Source organism: Mucilaginibacter glaciei, assembly GCF_014773245.1.
Classification (GTDB): Bacteria; Bacteroidota; Bacteroidia; order Sphingobacteriales; family Sphingobacteriaceae; genus Mucilaginibacter; species Mucilaginibacter glaciei.
Genome location: NZ_JACWMX010000001.1, coordinates 402,770 through 423,490, shown reverse-complemented (window position 1 = coordinate 423,490; position 20,721 = coordinate 402,770). Strand labels below are relative to the sequence as shown.

Here is a 20,721-nt window from a genome sequence, read left to right as displayed (position 1 = left end):
ATGTCACTGGCATCGCGCATAAAGTCAAACCCTAAACTTAAAAAGTTCGTGCATTCGCTTATTGTTAATAAGCGCCGGGCACAGCCATGGTTTTGGATCAGCTGGTTTGTAAACCCCTTTTTTCATAAACGCGGTAAAGGTGTCGTAATAAAATATTATTCAAGGCTGGATGTTTATCCATTTAATGATTTTAGGTTGGGTAATAAAACCATTGTAGAAGATTTTGCTGTAATAAATAATGGTGTTGGCGCAGTATTAATAGGTAATAATGTTGGTATTGGTTTAAGCAACGTTATTATTGGCCCGGTATCCATGGGAAATTATGTAATGCTGGCCCAAAACATCGTAATATCGGGCTTAAACCATGGTTTTGAGGATGTGACCATCCCGCCGCGTTTACAAAAAGTAACTACCAAACCAATCGTTATCAACGATAACGTCTGGATCGGGGCGAATTGCTCGGTTACAGCGGGCGTAATAATTGGCAAAAATGCAATAATAGGCGCGGGCAGTGTGGTAACAAAAGATATTCCCGAATTCTGTGTTGCTGTTGGCAACCCCGCCAAAGTAATAAAAAAGTATAATTTTGAAAGTGGAAGCTGGGAACGGGTTTAAGCCGAAATTGCTATATGTCATTCTTTAAAAAGATCGTAAATAAACATACCATGTCACTTGTCAGCAACGCAGCAATGCCGCTGATTGGTATGCTTGTACTATCGCTGATGGCACACAACCTGCATAAGGTTGATTTTGGTAATTATATCTTTTTCCTTATCATTTTTACCCTTGCCGATACCTTTCGGTCGGGCTTCATGCAAACCTCAGTGGTGAAATTTTACGCCGGGGCAGATAGGAAACGGGCTATAAACATTGCGGGCTCTGCCTGGGCCGTAGGGCTAATGATAACGATAAGCTTTGTGTTGATCGATTTTCTGCTTTACATGTTTGTAAAAAGCTCCAACGCCGATCTTGAGGCTACATTAAAATGGTTCGGGGTAATCTACTTTTGTACCCTGCCTTCGGCCATTGCATCATGGCTCTTACCTGCCGAACAGCGCTTCGATAAGCTCCTGATATTACAATTGGTAAACCAGGGGGGCTTTTTACTTTGTGTACTTGGGCTGATATTTTTTCATGACGTTACATTTGAAACCGTTATCTACTGCTATTTAGGTAACAACATCGTCACCAGCCTGTTGTGTATCTTTACGGGTTGGTCAAAGATCCGGTCTGTCCGGTACAGGTCTGTTCAGGCTATGAAAGATCTGGCACATTTTGGTAAATTCAGTGTGGGTACTACTTTAATGTCTACCCTGTTAAGCAGTTCCGACACCTTTATTATCAAATCAAAATTCCCTGTAGAGTTGGTTGGGGTTTACTATATCCCGCAACGGCTGCTCGAAATATTTCAGATCCCCATCCGCAGCTTCGTAGCCATAGCTATGCCCGAGCTATCGGCCGCAGTGCATCAAAAAGACGATGTTGAGGTAGCCACAATCATGAAAAAGTACGCGGGGATGTTAACCGTGTTATTCGTTCCAATCGCCATAGGAGCCTTTGTATTTGGGGGTATTGTTATACATCTCCTTTTTGGTAAAAAGTTTGACAATACAGATGCTGTAAGCATCTTCAGGATCTTTATCTGTTACGTAATGCTGCTACCTATCGACAGGTTTTTTGGCATCACGCTGGATATTATAGGTAAGCCCCATTTAAACATGATCAAAGTTATTTTGATGCTTATCGTTAACGTAACAGGCGATTTTGTAGGCATCGCGCTGCTACACAATTTATACGGTGTGGCCATTTCATCATTGTTTACATTCCTAACAGGTGCTATTTTTGGTTACTGGCAGTTAAAAAAACACCTTAATTTTACAGTTAGGGATATATTTAGTCTGGGGTATCAGCAGCTTAAAGAAGTAGCTACCCACCTTTTGCGTAAAAAAGCTAAGCCCGATAACTCGTGAGCTTAAAGGGCTGCCATATTGTTTTTTTCTCGCAGATGCAGTTTGACGGCGCGCTGGAGTCAACTAACTACACCATAGCCAGGAACCTTGCAAAAGACAATTATGTCTATTACATAGACAGGCCCTATACCTGGAAAGATTATTTTAAATTTAAGGGTACAAAATCGTTCAACACCCGTAAATCGCATTTCTTTTCGGCCAGTAACTGCGTTATCCAATCTGATCTTCCTAATCTGAAGATAGTGATATGCCCGCCTGTGCCGTCTATCAACATGCTCCCGGAAGGCCCGCTATACCGTTTAGGCGTAAAGTTTAATGAACGCGTGGTTGCCAATCGCCTTAAAAAGGTTTTTAAAAAGTATGGCGTAAAAGATTATATATACATAAACTCCTACAACTTTTCGTACCCTACTTTGCAGGACCTTTTACACCCTGACCTATCGGTTTACCATTGCGTCGACCCGATAATTGAAGCATACCAGTTAAAACACGGCCTGCATAACGAAGATATCCTGTTAAAGGATGTAGACATGGTAATATGTACCAGCCGCGAACTGACCAACAAAAAGGCATTAGTCAACAAGCATTCATATTTTGTACCCAATGCGGCGAACCTTTCACATAGCCAAAAGGCTCTTGACCCGAATTTACCGGAGTCAGCTATTTTTAATGGTATCAAAAAACCCGTTATTGGTTATCTTGGGGCTATTGAACGACGTATAGACTATGAGATGATGAACCAAGTTTTAGCTATGAATACGGATAAAAGCTTTGTATTTGTTGGCCCCGTTGATGATTATTATATTAAAGAAGGTGATTTTGAAGCTCCCAATCTATCGTTGCCAGGCGCAATACCATATGATCAAATGCCCGCTATATTGAAAGGTTTTGATATAGGTATCATCCCATTTAAAAAAGATGATGTAAGCAACAACATTTTCCCTTTAAAGTTATTTGAATATATGGGCGCCGGGAAACCGGTTGTAGCTACCAACTTTAACGAAGATCTGAAGAATTTCACTTTTGACAGTGTGCCCTATTGCAGCACTGCCGAAGAGTTTTCGGCAGCGATAAACGAGGCCTTGGCAGATACGCCCGAAAAGCAAGTGGCCCGGTTAAAAATTGCTGCCAATAATACGTGGGAACATCGTATAGATCAGCTTAAAGATATTTTAGCCGACGGCCTTGCAGAAAAACATAAACTGGCTAATTAAAAATTATTTATTAATTTAAAGCAGGCATTCAGCATATGGATTTTATTAAACTTATATTCTCGGTAATTTTCAGCATTGTGTTCATTTATATGGCTATATACAGCCTTTACTTGTTCGTATTCTCGGTAGTTGGGCGCTTTATTATTGTAAAAGCACCACCCGTTGCCGCATCATTCAGCAAATTTGTGATTTATATATGTGCTTACAAAGAGGATGAGATCGTGCTAAACTCTGCTGCGCACGCTTTAACTATCGATTACCCGAAAGATAAATTTCATTTTTGTGTAATTGCCGATTCGATGAAGCCGGATACCATTGATAAATTAAAGGCTATGCCATTACAGGTTGTCGAGGTAGTATTTGAAAGCAGTACCAAATCAAAGGCACTCCACGCCGCTATTGCGGCAACGCACCAGGATTTTGACGCGGCTGTGGTGTTTGATATTGACAATATTGCCGCGCCCGATTATCTGCGCCATATCAATAACTATCTGCATGCCGGCAACAGGGTTATCCAGGGCCACCGCGTAGCAAAAAATACCGAAACGCCGGTTGCCATCTTAGACGCTATAAGCGAGGAAGTAAATAATCACATCTTCCGTAAGGGACAGCGCGTGTTTAACCTTTCTGCAGCCATCATCGGATCGGGTATGGCGCTGGAATACAAGTTATTTAAGGATACCATGGCGCAAATAGATGCTGTTGGTGGTTTTGATAAAGAAATGGGCCTGGTGCTTACCCGCCAGAAAATTCACGTAGCGTATGCAGATGCTGCTTTAGTTTATGATGAAAAAGTAAGCAACCCCGAAGTTTTTAAAAAGCAACGCCGCAGGTGGCTGTCTGCACAGTTCAACTTGCTAAAAACATACGGTAGCACCGGGTTTACCGAGCTTTTTAAGAATGGCAACTTTGATTATTTTAATGAGATTTATCAAACGGCTATTCTGCCCCGCATTTTGATGCTGGGCTTGATGCCTTTTATGCTGCTGATAGCGTTACTTACCCCCGGTATTGGCCCATCGTGGCAAATGTGGTTAACGGCCACCATATTGTGCTATATTGGTATACTAATTGCAGTACCAGCGCAGTTCTTTAATGGTAAACTTCTTGGCGCTGTTTTAAAGATCCCTTTGATATTTTTCTCGATGCTTGCCTTGTTATTTAAGCTTAAGGGCGCTAATAAAAAGTTTATTCACACGCCACATAATCCAAATACCAATTAATACGTAAGTAAGCCTGGTTGGAGCAAAACGGGGAATTAAATGCCCGCTTAAACCATTTAAACAGTATTATAAAGCCCCCTGTGTTTAAAAAATTTTATGGAATCAATATTTAACAATACCCTCGTTGATTACCCGAAAGAGACGTCCCTGCACTCGCTTATTGTGAAATCTGCACAAAATTACCCCTATAGTATAGCTGTAAAATTTCATGAGCGTTCGGTTACTTATACCGAATTTAATAAGACAACTAACCGGATAGCCCGGGTACTCATAGAACAAGGTATAAAAAAAGGCGATGTGGTTGGCCTTGCGCTTGACCGCACGCCCGAGATGATCATGTGTTTAGTGGCTATCATGAAAACTGGGGCAGCCTATGTTCCGCTTGATCCGGAATATCCTAAAGACCGTATAGAATTTATGCTGGAGGATTCGGGCGCGAAGGTTTTGCTTACTTCTCAAAAATATAAAGGACATTACGCCGGCAACACTGTCGAGGTTTTGATAGAAGAGGCTTTGGCGAAATCGGAAAATTATCCCGCCGAAGAACCTGAAGTTGAAGTTACCGGTAAAGATCTCGCCTACATCCTGTATACGTCAGGATCTACGGGGAAGCCCAAAGGGGTACAGATACCGCACGGCGCATTAGTGAATTTAGAGTTAAGTATGCAGAAAAAGCCGGGTATGACTCCTGCTGATAAGATCCTGGCGGTTGCTACCATATCGTTTGATATAGCCGGGTTAGACCTTTACCTGCCGTTAGTTACAGGTGCACAGATTGTACTGGCCGATTCTTTAACTGCCAAAGATGGGCGGGCACTTTTAGATATCGTACGGAGCGAAAATATTACTATAATGCAAGCTACGCCATATACCTGGCGAATGATGCTTGAAGTGGGCTGGAATGAATACCTGCCTCTTAAAGTTTTTACAGGCGGCGAAGCGTTTCCGAAAGACCTGGCTGAAAAATTGTTGCCGATAAGTAAAGAGGTTTGGAACCTTTACGGCCCAACCGAGACTACCATATACTCTATCATCAAACAAATTACCGATGCGAATGATATTACAATAGGCTGGCCCATTGATAATACGCAGATCTACATAGTTGATGAGCAAATGCAAAACCATACCGATGGCGAAATTGGTGAGATATTGATTGGTGGCGCGGGCGTTTCATGGGGATATTGGAACCGGGAGGAATTGACCGTCGAGAAGTTTATCGACAACCCTTTTTCTGATATCCCCGGTGATAAAATTTACCGTACCGGCGATTTGGGTAAATATAAGCCAGATGGCGATATCGTTTATCTTGGCCGCATAGACCACCAGGTGAAGGTGCGTGGTTACAGAATTGAATTAGGTGAAATTGAATTTAACCTGGGTAAGCAACCCGATATAAAGGATGCAGTAGTGGTTGCCCGTGAGGATACACCCGGAATGCCCCGCCTGGTGGCCTACCTTACCCTACCAACAGGCCAGGTTGGCGTGCCTGAAAGTACACAGATCACTAATTGGGAACAGGCTTTGTTAGCTGTATTGCCCGAGTATATGGTGCCCGATGATTGGGTTTTATTAGAAAGTATCCCATCAACACCTAACGGAAAAATTGATCGTAAGGCTTTGCCAAAGCCGGATTACAGCCACATTAACCGTACCGGTGAATACGTTGCGCCACGCAGCGATAATGAGAAAATGGTAGCGCGTATCTGGGAAGAAATGATGGGCCTGGAAAAGATCAGTATAATGGATAATTTTTTCCAACTGGGTGGCCGCTCGTTAGTAGCCGTTAAAATAATGGCTAAAATAGAACAAGAAACCGGCAAGCGTTTACCATTGGCTACTTTGTTTGAATATTCGACAGTGGAGCAATTGGCTGCAAGGCTGGAAGTTGACGAGGCATCTATCAGCTGGAAATCATTAGTGCCCATTAAACCTCAGGGCACTAAAATGCCTTTATACATTGTACATGGGGCCGGTTTAAATGTGTTACTATTTAATGCATTAGCCATGAATATGGATGATGAGCAACCCGTTTACGGCTTGCAGGCACGCGGACTGAATGGCGTTGATGAGCCGTTGGATGTAATGGAAGAAATAGCCGCGAACTATATTGAAGAGATAGTAGCGCATGACCCGATTGGGCCCTATGCCATTGCCGGTTACTCGTTAGGTGGCATGATCGCTTATGAAATGGCTAAACAAATGCTGGCTGCTGGTAAAGATGTTAAATTGCTGGCTATGTTTGATACTTATGCCGAACAAACAACCAAGTTCGATTCGCCTTTAAAAAAATCACTAAAGGGTATCTGGTTGCTGGCTAAACAAATTGCCTACACCCCCGTGCTCTTTATGGAAGACCCTAAACGCACCATTGAGTACAAAAGCCGTGAGTTGGGCAGAAAGGTCACTAAAACGTTTAAAAAGATCTTCCCTGATAAAAAGAAGAAAACAGTTTTCTCTGATTATAACAATGAGATAGACGAACGTAGCGGCAAGGCACAGCGCAATTATCTGCTTACGCCGGTAAACATAGCGGTAGAACTTTTTAGGGCCAAAAAGAAAACCTTTTACATGGAAGATACCAAGCTATTGGGCTGGGCGCCATATGCGTTAAAAGGCGTACATGTACACGAGATACCCGGCGAACACAACACCATCTTTGCACCGCCGAACGATAAACAATTTGCTAAAGTGCTACAGGAGTGTTTAAACAAAGCTGTTTAAATATGCTATAAAAAGAGAAGGGCTTAAATGGTATCATTTAAGCCCTTCTCTTTTTATGTTAAAATTGCAGGTCAAACTTCATAAAGCTCTAATGGTAAACCGTCCGGATCTTGAAAAAACGTAAAACGTTTACCCGTAAACTCATCTACGCGGATTGACTCGGTGGAAACATTCAACTCGTTCAGGTGAAAAACTGCCTCATCAATATCATCAACCTCAAAAGCCAAATGCCTTAAACCGGCAGCTTCCGGGCGGGATGGCCGCAACGCCGGATCTGGAAAAGAGAAAAGTTCTATCTGATACTGCCCCCCCACTTCCAGATCGAGTTTATAAGAATTGCGCGCTTCGCGGAATACTTCGCGCGCAACCGTAAAACCCAGCACATCTACATAAAACCATTTTGAAAGTTCATAGTCAGAACAGATAATGGCAATGTGGTGGATCTTTTTAAGCTTCAGCATTATTCGCCTAAAATTACATGCAAAACGTTATCGTTCACCATTTTAATATCGGTGATATTACCGAACAATTCCTCGTCGATAGTAGTATCACCAATACCATTAACCGTACCCAACAAGCTAAATTCAACTTCGCTGGTGGCCATCATCTCTATAAAGCGTTCCTGGTCGTCAGGCGCAACAGAAACAACTACCCTGCCTTGTGATTCACCAAACAAAAATGCGTCCTTACGGATAGCGATATCGGTCTCTATATCGAAGCCCAAACCGTTGGGCATAGCCGATTCCGTTAGTGCGATATACAAACCGCCATCAGCTACATCGTGTGCCGATTGCACCACTTTATGCTTGATCAACTCTTTTACAACCTGGTGCATATCATACTCTTTATCGATATCAAAGTATGGCGCAGGTGCTTTTACTATTTTGTGGTACGACGCCAGGTATTGCGATGAAGCAATATCGTTTTGCGATTCGCCGATCAGGTAAATCAAATCGCCGGGCTGTTTAAAGTCTGATGTCATGATGTTACTCACATCATCCATTACGCCCAGCATACCAATGGTCGGCGTTGGGAAAACCGGGCCCTCATCTGACGACTGATTATAAAAACTTACGTTACCACCGGTTACCGGGGTTTCAAATTTAGTACAGGCTTCGCTCATACCTTTTATGGCACCCACAAACTGCCAATAAACTTCAGGTTTGTAAGGATTACCAAAATTTAGGCAATTAGTTATTGCAACCGGTTCGCCACCTGCGCAGGTAATATTACGTGCAGCTTCTGCTACGGCAATGGCTGTACCTTTTTGCGGGTCGGCGTATACATAGCGCGAGTTACAATCGCAGGTAATAACAATCGCTTTATTGGTATCGCGCACGGCCACAACGGCTGCATCGCTTGGGCGATTAGTGGTCATGGTCGCCACCCCTACCATGCTATCGTACTGGTCGGTTACCCAACGTTTGGATGCAATGTTTGGATGTGCTATCAAATGCTCGGCTACGTCAATTAAATTTTCGGGCTCGGCAACATCTTCTATCTTAAATTTTTGGTTCTCGGCAAAGTAAGCAGGCTCGCGGTATTCGCGTTCGTAAACCGGCGCACCGCCACCCAATACTAAATCATCAGCAGGTACATCAGCTACCTTTTCGCCATTCATAAAGTATTCCAGGCGTTGTGTATCGGTTACCTCACCAATAATGGCACAATTCAAGTCCCATTTATCAAATACGGCTTCAACCAAAGCTTCTTTACCTTTCTCCACTACGATCAACATGCGCTCCTGCGATTCAGAAAGTAAGATCTCGTAAGGCTTCATATTTTCCTGGCGCATCGGCACACGATCCAGGTGGATGATCATGCCATGTTCGCCTTTAGCGCTCATTTCTGAGTTAGAGCAGATGATACCTGCAGCACCCATATCCTGCATGCCAATAACGGCACCGGTCTTGATCACTTCTAAAGTAGCTTCTAACAATAATTTTTCCTGGAAAGGATCACCAACCTGTACAGCTGGCAGATCGTTTACAGAATCTTCGGTGATATCTTTAGATGCAAAAGCAGCACCATGGATCCCGTCTTTACCGGTAGCCGAACCCACTATATAAACCGGATTACCTACACCGTATGATGTAGCAGAAACAGTTTCGCCGGCTTTAACAATACCTGCCGAAAACGCGTTTACCAGCGGGTTGATATTGTAGCATTCGTCAAAGAACAATTCGCCGCCAACTGTAGGGATGCCGAAGGCGTTACCATAATGGCTGATGCCTTTTACCACGCCTTTAACCAGCCATTTAGTTTTATCAAGACTCAGATCGCCGAAACGTAATGAATTCATTTGAGCGATAGGCCTTGCACCCATCGTAAATATATCGCGGTTGATACCGCCCACCCCTGTTGCAGCACCCTGGTAAGGCTCTAATGCTGATGGGTGGTTATGTGATTCTATTTTAAAGGCGCAGCCAATACCGTCGCCAAGGTCAACTAATCCGGCGTTTTCTTCACCTGCCTTGGCCAGCATGCGCGGGCCGTCTTTAGGTAAGGTTTTTAACCAGGTGATCGAGTTTTTATACGAGCAGTGTTCGCTCCACATTACCGCGAAGATAGATAACTCGGTAAAGTTAGGCACGCGGCCCATTATCTCGTTTATTCTGTCGTATTCTTCGGGTAAAAGTCCCAGATCGCGGGCGGTTTCAACGGTTGTTAATTCCTGGTTCTCCAATGTATGCTGATTTAGTTGAATGGATGCCGCGAAATTAAGAAAAAGAGCCGAAAGCCTAAAGGTTTAAGGTATATTAAATAGCCCAATCCAGTGATAAGAAAATGATTGCGTCATTCTATAGATTTAAAGCCCCATAAGACGGAATTTAAAGGCCGAAAACGCTAAAAATGTTCACGTGAACACATATGAACACCGTGAACATACATGAACAGTTGATAATCAGCTACTTGAATTTTACCCTACTGACACGGTAGTGCCACCATTACTTTCAAACGGGGCAAAATATAACTATTAAAAATTTATATCGATTTTTAAAAAAGCTTTGACAACCTCTAAAAGTTGTCAAAGCTAATTGTTAATCACTCAGGCATTTGAAAAGCGATCGGGATCATATACCTCACCCTTACCGGCTGGCCATTTTGCCTGCCGGGTTTCCAGGCTTTTGCCAGTTTTAATACCCTAAGCGCTTCCTGATCCATCCCGTAACCCATGCCTTTTTCAACCACGATATTTGACAGGCTGCCATCTTTTTCGATCACGAAGCTAACCACCACCCTGCCCGAAATACCGGCATCTGATGCAGCAGAAGGGAAACGCAAATTTTTACCCAGGAATTTAGAAAAAGCGCCCATGCCGCCATAGGGTTCGGGCTGTACTTCAAGGCCAATGGTGGTTTTGACTTCATTGTCGGCTGGTGCCGGAGTTGATGGCGGGCCAACAGGCAAGTCAATTGGAAGCGCAATCTGGCCATCCGGATCACCTTTTTTGGTTTCCGAGCCGACATTTCCTGTCAATTCGGATATCTTCGGTGGTTCTTCGGTAACCGGTTCACTTGTAACCTTATATTGTAAAAATTTGGTGGTAGGCGCTGCAGGTAATGCCTTTGCGGGTGGCTGTTTTACCAACGGCTCTACTTTTTTCTCCACTTTTACTACCGGCGGCGGAGGAGTGATAACAACGATTATTGAACGATCTTGTGTAACCGGCTCAATTTCTTTAGCATGGAGTTTCAAATAAACACCCCCGGCCGCGATAACGGTGAAAGTGATCAGCATCGCCCTTACCATGTTGCCGGCGTAATGACTGCGCAGGTCATAGGCACCGTAACTTTTGTTTTTGTTTGCGAATACAACGTCGAGCCACTCGGCATTGTACAAATTTAGTTTTGTATTAAGCATGTTGAAAGAATTTAATTTTATAATTTAACGCTTAAACAGAATATAATGTTGTATTTATTTCTTTTTTATCAATAATTAGTTTGTTCGCTACTATAAATACAAAATTTATATTGGCAAATAAGCTTTATTACAAAATGTATGAAAAATGTTTTAGTGACAGGTAACTACCATTTATCGGTGGCTACCTTTTTTACAGGCTCCACCTTGCGGATATTGGATAGCTTGTCCATATACCGCTTTAAAGTTTCGCCGGTTTGCTTGCAAAAGGCACCTGTTTGGGCCAGGTAATTGTCGGCCTCCTTTTGGGAATATTTTATAGTAAGCTTTTCTAAAGGTACTTCTACACCGGGTATGGCAACCATGTTACCAAAACGGTCGCGGGCGTAGGGGGTGAAAATCAAATCGCTTACTTTGTAGCGATACTTCTGATCTTTCGATTCGATAAATAACGTATAAGAGACTTCTCCCCCTTCCTTTCTTACTACTGATGATCCACTATAAACTAAAAACTTCCCTTTGGTAACAACCGCATTGGCCACCACATTTTGGGGCTTAGTTTTAGGCACCGCTGTTTTAGCAAACGTTAAGGACCGATTATATAACGTATCGGCCACCACACCGGGCTTATCAACCACCTGATAATAAACGTACTTATTTGTCTCATCCAACTGCAGTAACTCTTTTTGAGCAAATGCCACGTGCGACGCCGATACGCAAATCAGGGCTATTAGTAGTTTTTTCATTTGATAAAGATAAGCCATCCATAAATTAATATGGATGGCTTCATAAATTAAATAAGATCCGTAAAAATATTAGAACGCGTACACCGCAGCTAACACAAATTGTGATGCGCTTTTAGTTGGCGTTACGCCACCGCTCTTGGTAAAGCCGTCGGTGATGTTTTTGTTGTTATCCAACCTGACCTCCGGGATCAGGGTAAGCGGGCCGCTCTTGATATTAGCTGTTAAGGTAAACGCTGTTACCGAACTGCCCGGAGCCGGGCCAAATGTGGTTACGCTTCCGGTTTTGGTTTTAAAATACTCGCCCCTTAAACCTAAAGTAACATCTTTAGCTACGGCAATTTGCGGGTATAAAGCTATACCGCTAAAGCCACCGGTACCAACTGCGCTTGCTGCAGAAAAATCAGCTGCGTTTAAGCCCAGTTTAAAGGCATCGGTAATTTGGTATGAAGTGGTCAAGTCAATCTCGGTGCCTGATAGTGTACCGGTTAATAAGTTGATGTAAGCTGTCCAGCCCTTTGCAGGGGCAAGCATTAATTGCGCGCCAAAAGTATTAACTTTGCTTACAGATGTGTAAACATTCCAGGCATCGTTAAAAATACCGGCCATTAAGCTGGCTTTGTCGCTAAACAAATAAGTTGCTTTAAAACCTGCATTTTGGAACGGACCGTTGGTGAACAGGTACGATGTAGAGTAGTTAAAGTTACCCACCGGTGAAATTACTTCATAACCCATAAAGGTAGCCATATAACCACCTGTTAAGTTAAACTTATCAGTCACATCGTACGATACATACAAGTTTTGTACGTGGTAGCTGCCATCTGTTGTACTTGGCGGGATAGACTGCGACTGGCCACGCGGGCCAAACGACATTTCGCCAACAAAAGCGGCCTTACCTACCTTTTTCTTCAATGCCAAATCTATCATACCGATAGATATAGAATTTTGATCTGAGGCAAAGCTGGTAGGGATATTACTGTGTTTAGAGAAATCGTATTTATAATAAGTATCAACAGAACCAGAGATCGTTAAAGGCGGATCGGCCTTGGTGGTATCTTGCGCCTGCGCAGCGAAAGCAAAGGTGGCCAGGGACATTAAAAGTAAAAGTTTCTTTTTCATTTTGAATTGTTTAAGGGTTTAGAATTTATATTTATTATAGTTGTGGCATAGGAATGGCTCTCCCAATTTCTTGAGACAAAAAACATATCTAAAAAATGTAAATGAGAAACTTGTACTAATGGCCTTTAATCTTTTGGAAGGGGGCTCACACAACCAGTGGTACAAGGAGTTTAAAAGAACTTGGCCCTGTTTAATAAATAACCGTGCGACAGGCCTGCCGCACGGTTATATTTTATATTATGCTGTTGGCGTTTGAACTTTTTGTTCAAACAAACCGCTCAGGCTCACTTCATCATCGTCTTGAGGGGGGTAAGCTTCGCTGCCGTGCTCAAACACATCGATACCACCCTTACCCAATTCGCCATGTTCTTCAACTCGCAGGTTCCAAGGGTATGGCAATTTGCGCAGGGCATACATCATTATAAATGCTACTGCAAAGGTTGCACCTGTGATAGCAAAACTACCAATGGCCTGTGCTTTTAATACTTCAAAGCCACCACCGTAAAACAAACCGGTAACCGGGGCAGAATTATCGGCACCGGTTGGGCCTGTTGCACCAAACTGACCAGATGCGAAGAAACCTAATGAAAGCGTCCCCCAGATACCGTTCAAACCGTGTACAGGTACTGCACCAACCGGATCGTCAATTCTTAAGTATTCTAACGCGTAGGTACCCAGGTAAACAATTATACCCGATATGGCACCTAACATGATAGCCCCTAATGGGCTTACCCAATAACAAGGGCAGGTAATAGCAACCAAACCGGCAAGGAAACCATTTACGGTAAAGCCTACATCGAATTTACCCTTAGTGGCTCCAAACCATAAGCCCAGGTACATCGCTACGATACCACCTGCACAGGCAGCCAAAGTGGTGTTGGCAGCCACGCGGCCAATTCCTTGCCCGTCCATAGCAGATAGTGTACTACCCGGGTTAAAACCGTACCAGCCAAACCAAAGTATAAAGCCGCCTATGGCAGCAATGGTAAGGTTATGAGGAGCGGGCATGCCGCCCTTAACTTTGTCGTCGCGTTTAAAGATCCTGCCTAAGCGTGGGCCTAATACAATTGCACCCGCTAATGATGCCATACCGCCAATGGTGTGTACCACTGTCGACCCTGCAAAATCACGGAAACCTAATCCTACCAGGAAACCGTCAGGCCCCCAGGCCCAATGACCAATAATAGGGTAAATGAAACCTGTAATACCAATGCTGTAAAGGATATCGCCACGGAAACTTGTACGGCCAATCATCGCGCCTGATACGATAGTTGAACAGGTATCGGCAAATGCGTATTGAAAGATCCAGTGGGCTAAGATAGGGATACCGTAAGCCTCATAAGTAAGCGGGGTATTTTGCAGGAAGAACCAGTTCTTACCATCAACACCACCCCAGCCAATAAACCCGTTACCATGGCCAAACATAAATGCGTAACCAATAGCCCAGAATAAGATACCGCAAAGGCAGGTATCAAAAATACACTCCATTAAAATATTCACGGTTTCTTTTTTACGAGCAAAACCGGCTTCGAGCATTACAAACCCTGCCTGCATCCCAAAGACCAGGAAAGCGGCTACCAATGTCCAAACGGTATTTACCGTATTGATCAGAGAGGTTTCATGCGCGGTATAAGTTTCTGCGGCATGCGCCTGGGTACCGAAAAAACCGGGGACGGTGATCATAGCAGCGATCACCAAAAACAGCCCGACCATCTTTCCGAAGAAGATAGTAGCACCAAGTGTCCATTTTTCCCGGCTAATACTTCGAAACCCGTCGAAGAGCCTGCTTTTCGTAAAATTTAATTCCATGAGTTAAAATTTGTTTAGTTAATGACGTTTGTTTAATTAGCTTTTTAATAATTGAGCGTAAAAACGTAAACATGAGGGCTCATATTCAACAATTTTTCAAAAAAAAGAACAAAAAATATCAAAATCCTTAATTTTTATGCCTTTTAGGTTAGTTATTTCTAAAATTCACAACCTTTTATAGTTATATTTTTATGAAATTATATATTTAATATCATTTAAACAAAATAGTAAGTATAAATATGATAACAAAAAACACTTTTTGTTAAATTATCAATAACTAAGCATTAAATGTTTATTAAAATATCAATATCACAATAACATCTACCTATTTTGTATACTAAGAATACTTCAGTCCTATTTAATAGTTACAACATCTAACATTTATTAAAAAAAGTCATAAAAAAAGCGATTATCCCCGGTAAGAATCTGGAGAAATGGCCTGCAATTAATTGTATGATATATCCTGCTGTTTTTACGTTATAATCTTATTTTTGAGCACCAATTATTAATTAAGATGCCAAACATCAGATTCCAGGCCCTCCGGGCAGTATTAGACCGCCAGATACCTGAGGTTAAAACCCCGTCGCATAAAATTTCAGACTATTTCGGCGCCAATGTTTTCGATAAGCAGAAAATGAAAGAATATCTATCGACGGAGGCTTATAACGGCATTGTAAATTCCATTGATAATGGCGTACCTATCCCGCGCGAAATGGCCGAGCAGGTTGCTTCGGCCATGCGTTCATGGGCTATGGGCAAAGGTGCTACACACTACACCCACTGGTTTCAACCCTTAACGGGCACTACAGCTGAGAAACACGATGCATTTTTTGAACCAACTGCAGATGGTGGGGCTATCGAACGCTTTAGCGGCGACGCACTGGCGCAGCAGGAGCCGGACGCTTCGAGCTTCCCGAGCGGGGGCATCCGTAACACCTTTGAGGCCCGTGGCTATACCGCCTGGGACCCCTCTTCCCCGGCCTTTATTATTGGCCGCACCCTATGTATACCTACCGTATTTGTATCATACACCGGCGAAGCACTGGATTATAAAGTACCACTCTTAAAAACCTTAAGTGCCTTAGATAAGGCTGCCGTTGATGTTTGCCATTACTTTGATAAAAGCATCGAAAAGGTAAATGCTTCGTTAGGTATCGAGCAGGAATATTTCCTGGTCGATATTGCCTTATTTAATGCCCGGCCCGATCTTTCCCTTACCGGGCGTACGCTGTTTGGGCACATGTCGGCCAAGAACCAGCAACTGGAAGACCACTATTTTGGATCGATACCGAGCCGGGTGTACGCCTTTATGCAGGATATGGAAACAGAAGCCCTGCAATTAGGCATCCCTTTAAAAACACGTCATAACGAAGTGGCCCCATCGCAATTTGAATGCGCACCTATTTATGAAGAGATCAACCTGGCCATTGATCATAACCAGTTGCTGATGGATATTATGGACCGGGTTGCACGCCGTCATAACTTTAAGGTACTGTTACATGAAAAACCTTATGCAGGTGTAAACGGTTCAGGCAAGCATAACAACTGGTCGTTAATTACCAACGCGGGCAAAAACCTGCTATCGCCGGGCAAAACGCCAAAGAATAACCTGATGTTCCTGACGTTTTTTGTGAACACCATCAAAGCCGTTCATGAACACGCCGATCTGCTAAGGGCATCTATCGCATCGGTAAATAACGATCACCGCCTGGGCGCTAACGAGGCCCCGCCTGCAATTATATCTATCTTTTTGGGCAGCCAGCTTAATGAGGTTTTGGATGAGATTGATACTTCGCGTCTGAGCAAGAAAATCAAAGAAGAAAACTCGTTATGGCAGGGCATCCCCAAAATACCGCAGATCTTAAAAGATAATACCGACCGTAACCGCACATCGCCGTTTGCCTTTACCGGCAATAAGTTTGAATTGCGCGCGGTGGGGTCATCCGCCAATTCGGCCAGCCCCATGACCGTTTTAAACCTGATCATGGCCGATCAGCTGAAGAAATTTAAAGTAGATGTAGATAAGCTGATCAAAAAAGGTGAGAAGAAGGACGTAGCCCTGATGACAGTTATTAAACGCTACATCAAAGAGTCGAGGAATATCCGCTTTGAAGGCAATGGCTATAGCGACGACTGGGAAAAAGAAGCAGCTGCCCGCGGTTTAGCGAATATCAAAACCACGCCAAAGGCACTCGATGCCTTCCTGACAGAGAAATCTGAAGAGCTTTTTGCAGATACCGGCGTGTTTACCAAACGCGAAGTGCATGCCCGCCACGAGATATTGCTGGACAGCTACTACAAAAAACTACAAATAGAAGCCCGCGTAATGGGCGAACTGGTGATGAACATTATTATCCCGGCGGCAATTGCCTACCAATCTAAACTGGTAGAAAATGTTAAGGGCCTTAAGGATATAGGTTTGGCTGCTGATACATACGAAGCGCAGTTAGATATCATCAACCAGTTAGCAACCCACATTAACTTTATTAAAACCAATGTGGAGCAAATGATCAACGAGCGCAAAAAGGCCAACAAGATAGATGACCTGCGCGACCGCGCCATTGCTTATGATGAAACGGTGAAAAGCTTTTTTCAACCGATACGCTACCACGTAGATAAACTGGAGCAATTGGTTGATGACAGCCTGTGGCCGCTGCCTAAATTCAGAGAACTGTTATTTATAAAATAGCAAAAGAGTCCTTATCTATTGATCAGGTAAGGGCTCTTTAAGTATTGAAGAATATTTTCATTACCGGGCAAACAGGTCGGCCTCACTGTGTTGTTTGATCAGCACCTCGCGGTATTTGGCAAGCAATGCCGATTTTGATACAAAGCCCATAAAGCGTTCGCCTTTAACAACGGGCAGTTGCCATACATCAAGCTTGTCGAACATTTCCATAATGGTACTAACGGGTTGTTCGTAATCTATCACAGCCGGCGGCGCAACCATGATATCGGCAACGGTGTTGATATCGTCCACATCGTTAAACATATGTTTACGGATCTCATCCATCAGCACAATGCCCCCTAAATCGCCGTTTGCGTTTACCACCGCAAAAACATTTGCACTGCTCCCTGCCAATATCTTGTAAAAATCAGCTATCGGCATGTGTTTTGGCACAGCTGTAAATTGCCTGTTGATGATACTATCCAGGCTGATGGCACTTAACATGCTGTAATCATGGCCCGGGTTAATATTTTTATCGTGGATCAGGTCGTGCCAGTACATATTATGCTCGTTATACAGCCGGGATATCATATAAGATATAGCTGATACCAGCATCAGCGGTATAAAAAGCACATAACCACCGGTAATTTCGGCAATCAGGAATATAGCCGTCAAAGGGGCGTGCAATACACCGCTTAACGCGCCGGCCATTCCTACTGCTATAAAATTACTCATGCTCAGATGGATCAGTCCGGTTTGGTTAACCGCAAACGCCACAAACAGCCCCAGAAAAGCCCCCGTGAACATAGTTGGCGCAAACGTACCGCCGTTGCCGCCCGCGCCAATCGTAATACCTGCCGCAACAATTTTCATTAATACCAACGCTGCAATAAAAATCAGCATTACCCAAGGGTTAGCCAGCCAGTTGCGAAAAAGTGATTCATCTTTTAGTGCTTCCAGATTGCCGTTGAGGATCTCCTGCAGATAGTGATAACCCTCTCCAAATAAGGCAGGGAATATCATGATGATCAGCCCGAGCAGTAGCCCACCTGCTAATGCCCGGACGTATCGGTTTTGTTTTAAAAGGATGCCCTTCTCCAATTTGCCTGCAACCATTGCGATATATATGGCTGTGTAGCCACTCAATACGCCCAGTATCAGGTAAAAAGGCAACGCGCTGATTACCCAACCCTCGGTAACCAAGTGAAACAACTGGCCCGAATACAATATTTTAGATACTACCACGCCCGTAGCCGATGCAATAAGCAACGGAATAAATGTAGGAATAGTTATCTCCCCAATTAATATCTCTAAAGAAAACAGCACCCCGGCAATTGGGCTGTTAAACACCGCCGCAATACCTGCCGATGCGCCCGCCGCCACTAAAACCGTTTTTTCGTAAGGGCTCAAGTTGAAAATTCGCCCAACACCCGATCCTATCGCCGCGCCGGTAGATACAATTGGAGCCTCCAGTCCCGACGAGCCACCGAAGCCCACGGTTAATGAACTGGTAACCAAATGCGAGTATATATTATTGCTGCGGATATTAGACCGGTTTTTTTTAATCGCGACCAAAATATTACCAATCCCTTTTTGCATCCGGTCGCGGTTGATGAGGTGCTGCCAGCTAACTGTTAACAGGATCCCTAACGCCGGTAAAAAAACGTAGATGATATGAAAGGGCAGGTGTGAAGATATATTGCGGCTAACCTCTTCCATAAAATGCACCAGGAATTTTAAAGCTACCGCAGCTAACCCGCCAAAAAAGCCCACAAACACACTGCAATAGATCAAAAAGTTGCGTTGGCTATTACGTTTTAAGCGCCAGCGGGTTATTTTGTAATTAAAAGATTTTAACATAAGTAGCGTGCAGATGTGGCAAAGTAACAATTTTTGGCGGCCAAAAATTTTTTAAGCAGTATATTCGCCCATGAATTCTTCGCAAAGATACGATCAACGGGGCGTTTCGGCATCAAAAGATGATGTACATAATGCCATTAAAAATATTGATAAGGGTATATTCCCTAAAGCATTCTGTAAAATTGTCCCTGATATATTAACCAACGACCCGGACTACTGTAATATTATGCATGCCGACGGCGCAGGTACCAAATCGTCGTTAGCTTACACCTACTGGAAAGAAACCGGGGATATCTCTGTTTGGCGAGGCATTGCGCAGGATGCGATCATCATGAACCTGGATGATCTGCTTTGCGTAGGTGCTACCGATAATATCCTTTTATCGTCTACCATTGGCCGTAATAAAAACCTCATTCCGGGCGAAGTTATTGCCGCTATTATTAATGGTACAGAAGAAATTTTAGCGGAGTTACGAGATGCAGGTATCGGCATTTACTCTACCGGTGGCGAAACAGCCGATGTAGGCGACCTGGTCCGTACCATCATTGTCGACTCAACGGTTACCTGCCGCATGAAACGTGAAGATGTAATATCAAACCACCGTATCAAACCGGGCGACGTGATCGTCGGCCTGGCATCGTACGGACAAGCTAATTACGAAAAGGAATACAACGGTGGCATGGGCTCAAACGGATTGACATCTGCCCGCCACGATGTATTTAATAAGACAATCGCTCAAAAATATAATGAGAGCTTTGACCCGGCTGTTCCGCAGGACCTGGTATTCTCGGGCAGTAAAAACCTGACTGATGAAATCGAGATAGGTAATGGCAAAACCGTTACTGCGGGCAAACTGGTATTGTCGGCCACACGCACCTACGCTCCCATCATTAAAACGATGCTTGATCAGTATCGCAGTCAGATCAATGGGATGGTGCATTGCAGCGGCGGTGCACAAACTAAAGTGCTGCACTTTATCGATCATCTGCACATCGTCAAAAACAACCTGTTCCCTATCCCACCGCTGTTTAAACTGATCCAGGAAGAATCGGACACCAGCTGGCAGGAAATGTACAAGGTATTTAATATGGGGCACCGGATGGAGCTGTACGTACCGCAAGAGATCGCAGCAGATCTGATCAGCATCTCGCAAAATTTTGGTGTAGAAGCACAGGTTATTGGCCATGTGGAGGCTGCTGATAAAAAACAAGTAACGGTTACTTCACCTTACGGTGAATTTATATATAACTAAACTTTAAACAGTAAGTAAAAAAGAAAGACCTGCCAGTTTTGGCAGGTCTTTCTTTTTTTATGAGCTATCTAATAATCGCCGACTAATTTCAGCTTTTTAAACTCTTTTAAGCAATAGTAGTAACTAATTATAAATGGCAGATGAGAAATTAAAAGAAAAGGACTCATTACATAAAATATCACCAAGCAAATTATGTTTGTAAGCCAAAATAAAATCGGCACAACAATAAGGAATTGTTTAAAAAATCTAAAAGATTGCATAAACAATAGTGAAACGATTGC

Annotated in this window: 14 protein-coding genes; 7 read left to right on the top strand and 7 right to left on the bottom strand. The window is 43.5% G+C overall.

Annotation, left to right across the window (positions count from 1 at the left end; genetic code table 11):
- The 5 genes from IDJ76_RS21105 (at position 1) to IDJ76_RS01950 (ending at position 7,128) form a co-directional block, all read left to right on the top strand.
- Positions 1–615 (top strand): acyltransferase, encoded by a 615-nt coding sequence (locus IDJ76_RS21105; protein WP_191160186.1) that lies wholly within the window; start codon positions 1–3, stop codon positions 613–615.
- Between the two features lie 14 nt (positions 616–629).
- Complete coding sequence (locus tag IDJ76_RS01965; protein ID WP_191160184.1) at positions 630–1,970, top strand: lipopolysaccharide biosynthesis protein; 1,341 nt, start codon at positions 630–632, stop codon at positions 1,968–1,970.
- A complete protein-coding gene (locus IDJ76_RS21100; RefSeq protein WP_191160182.1) occupies positions 1,967–3,184 on the top strand; it encodes a glycosyltransferase family protein in 1,218 nt (405 codons plus the stop codon). The genes IDJ76_RS01965 and IDJ76_RS21100 overlap by 4 nt, the downstream gene beginning before the upstream one ends.
- A 35-nt stretch (positions 3,185–3,219) precedes the next feature.
- The gene (locus tag IDJ76_RS01955) at positions 3,220–4,407 is read left to right on the top strand and encodes a glycosyltransferase (RefSeq protein WP_191160180.1); all 1,188 of its coding nucleotides are present in this window, start codon (positions 3,220–3,222) and stop codon (positions 4,405–4,407) included.
- A 96-nt stretch (positions 4,408–4,503) separates the two neighbouring features.
- Positions 4,504–7,128 carry a non-ribosomal peptide synthetase gene (locus IDJ76_RS01950; protein WP_191160178.1) on the top strand — a complete coding sequence of 875 codons (2,625 nt, stop codon included), beginning with the start codon at positions 4,504–4,506 and terminating at the stop codon, positions 7,126–7,128.
- A 71-nt stretch (positions 7,129–7,199) separates the two neighbouring features.
- Here IDJ76_RS01950 and gloA2 read toward each other — a convergent pair whose 3' ends face one another.
- From gloA2 to IDJ76_RS01920, 6 genes are all read right to left on the bottom strand, one after another.
- The gene (gene gloA2, locus IDJ76_RS01945; protein WP_224746153.1) at positions 7,200–7,589 is read right to left on the bottom strand and encodes an SMU1112c/YaeR family gloxylase I-like metalloprotein; all 390 of its coding nucleotides are present in this window, start codon (positions 7,587–7,589) and stop codon (positions 7,200–7,202) included.
- Positions 7,589–9,814 carry a phosphoribosylformylglycinamidine synthase subunit PurL gene (gene purL / locus IDJ76_RS01940; RefSeq protein WP_191160176.1) on the bottom strand — a complete coding sequence of 742 codons (2,226 nt, stop codon included), beginning with the start codon at positions 9,812–9,814 and terminating at the stop codon, positions 7,589–7,591. The genes gloA2 and purL overlap by 1 nt, the downstream gene beginning before the upstream one ends.
- Positions 9,815–10,173: 359 nt before the next feature.
- A complete protein-coding gene (locus IDJ76_RS01935) occupies positions 10,174–10,992 on the bottom strand; it encodes an energy transducer TonB (protein ID WP_191160174.1) in 819 nt (272 codons plus the stop codon).
- Positions 10,993–11,156: 164 nt separating this feature from the next.
- Positions 11,157–11,735 (bottom strand): DUF4468 domain-containing protein, encoded by a 579-nt coding sequence (locus IDJ76_RS01930; RefSeq protein WP_191160172.1) that lies wholly within the window; start codon positions 11,733–11,735, stop codon positions 11,157–11,159.
- Between the two features lie 69 nt (positions 11,736–11,804).
- Positions 11,805–12,851 carry a porin gene (locus IDJ76_RS01925; protein ID WP_191160170.1) on the bottom strand — a complete coding sequence of 349 codons (1,047 nt, stop codon included), beginning with the start codon at positions 12,849–12,851 and terminating at the stop codon, positions 11,805–11,807.
- A gap of 237 nt (positions 12,852–13,088) precedes the next feature.
- The gene (locus IDJ76_RS01920; RefSeq protein ID WP_191160168.1) at positions 13,089–14,660 is read right to left on the bottom strand and encodes an ammonium transporter; all 1,572 of its coding nucleotides are present in this window, start codon (positions 14,658–14,660) and stop codon (positions 13,089–13,091) included.
- Positions 14,661–15,174: 514 nt separating this feature from the next.
- Between IDJ76_RS01920 and IDJ76_RS01915 the strand changes: the two genes are divergently transcribed.
- The gene (locus IDJ76_RS01915) at positions 15,175–17,349 is read left to right on the top strand and encodes a glutamine synthetase III family protein (protein WP_191160166.1); all 2,175 of its coding nucleotides are present in this window, start codon (positions 15,175–15,177) and stop codon (positions 17,347–17,349) included.
- 60 nt (positions 17,350–17,409) lie between these two features.
- On the opposite strand, the gene IDJ76_RS01910 is transcribed toward IDJ76_RS01915, so the two are convergent.
- A complete protein-coding gene (locus IDJ76_RS01910) occupies positions 17,410–19,188 on the bottom strand; it encodes a chloride channel protein (RefSeq protein WP_191160164.1) in 1,779 nt (592 codons plus the stop codon).
- Between the two features lie 70 nt (positions 19,189–19,258).
- Here IDJ76_RS01910 and IDJ76_RS01905 point away from each other — a divergent pair, with 70 nt between their 5' ends.
- Complete coding sequence (locus IDJ76_RS01905) at positions 19,259–20,440, top strand: AIR synthase related protein (protein WP_191160162.1); 1,182 nt, start codon at positions 19,259–19,261, stop codon at positions 20,438–20,440.
- Positions 20,441–20,721: the final 281 nt, after the last annotated feature.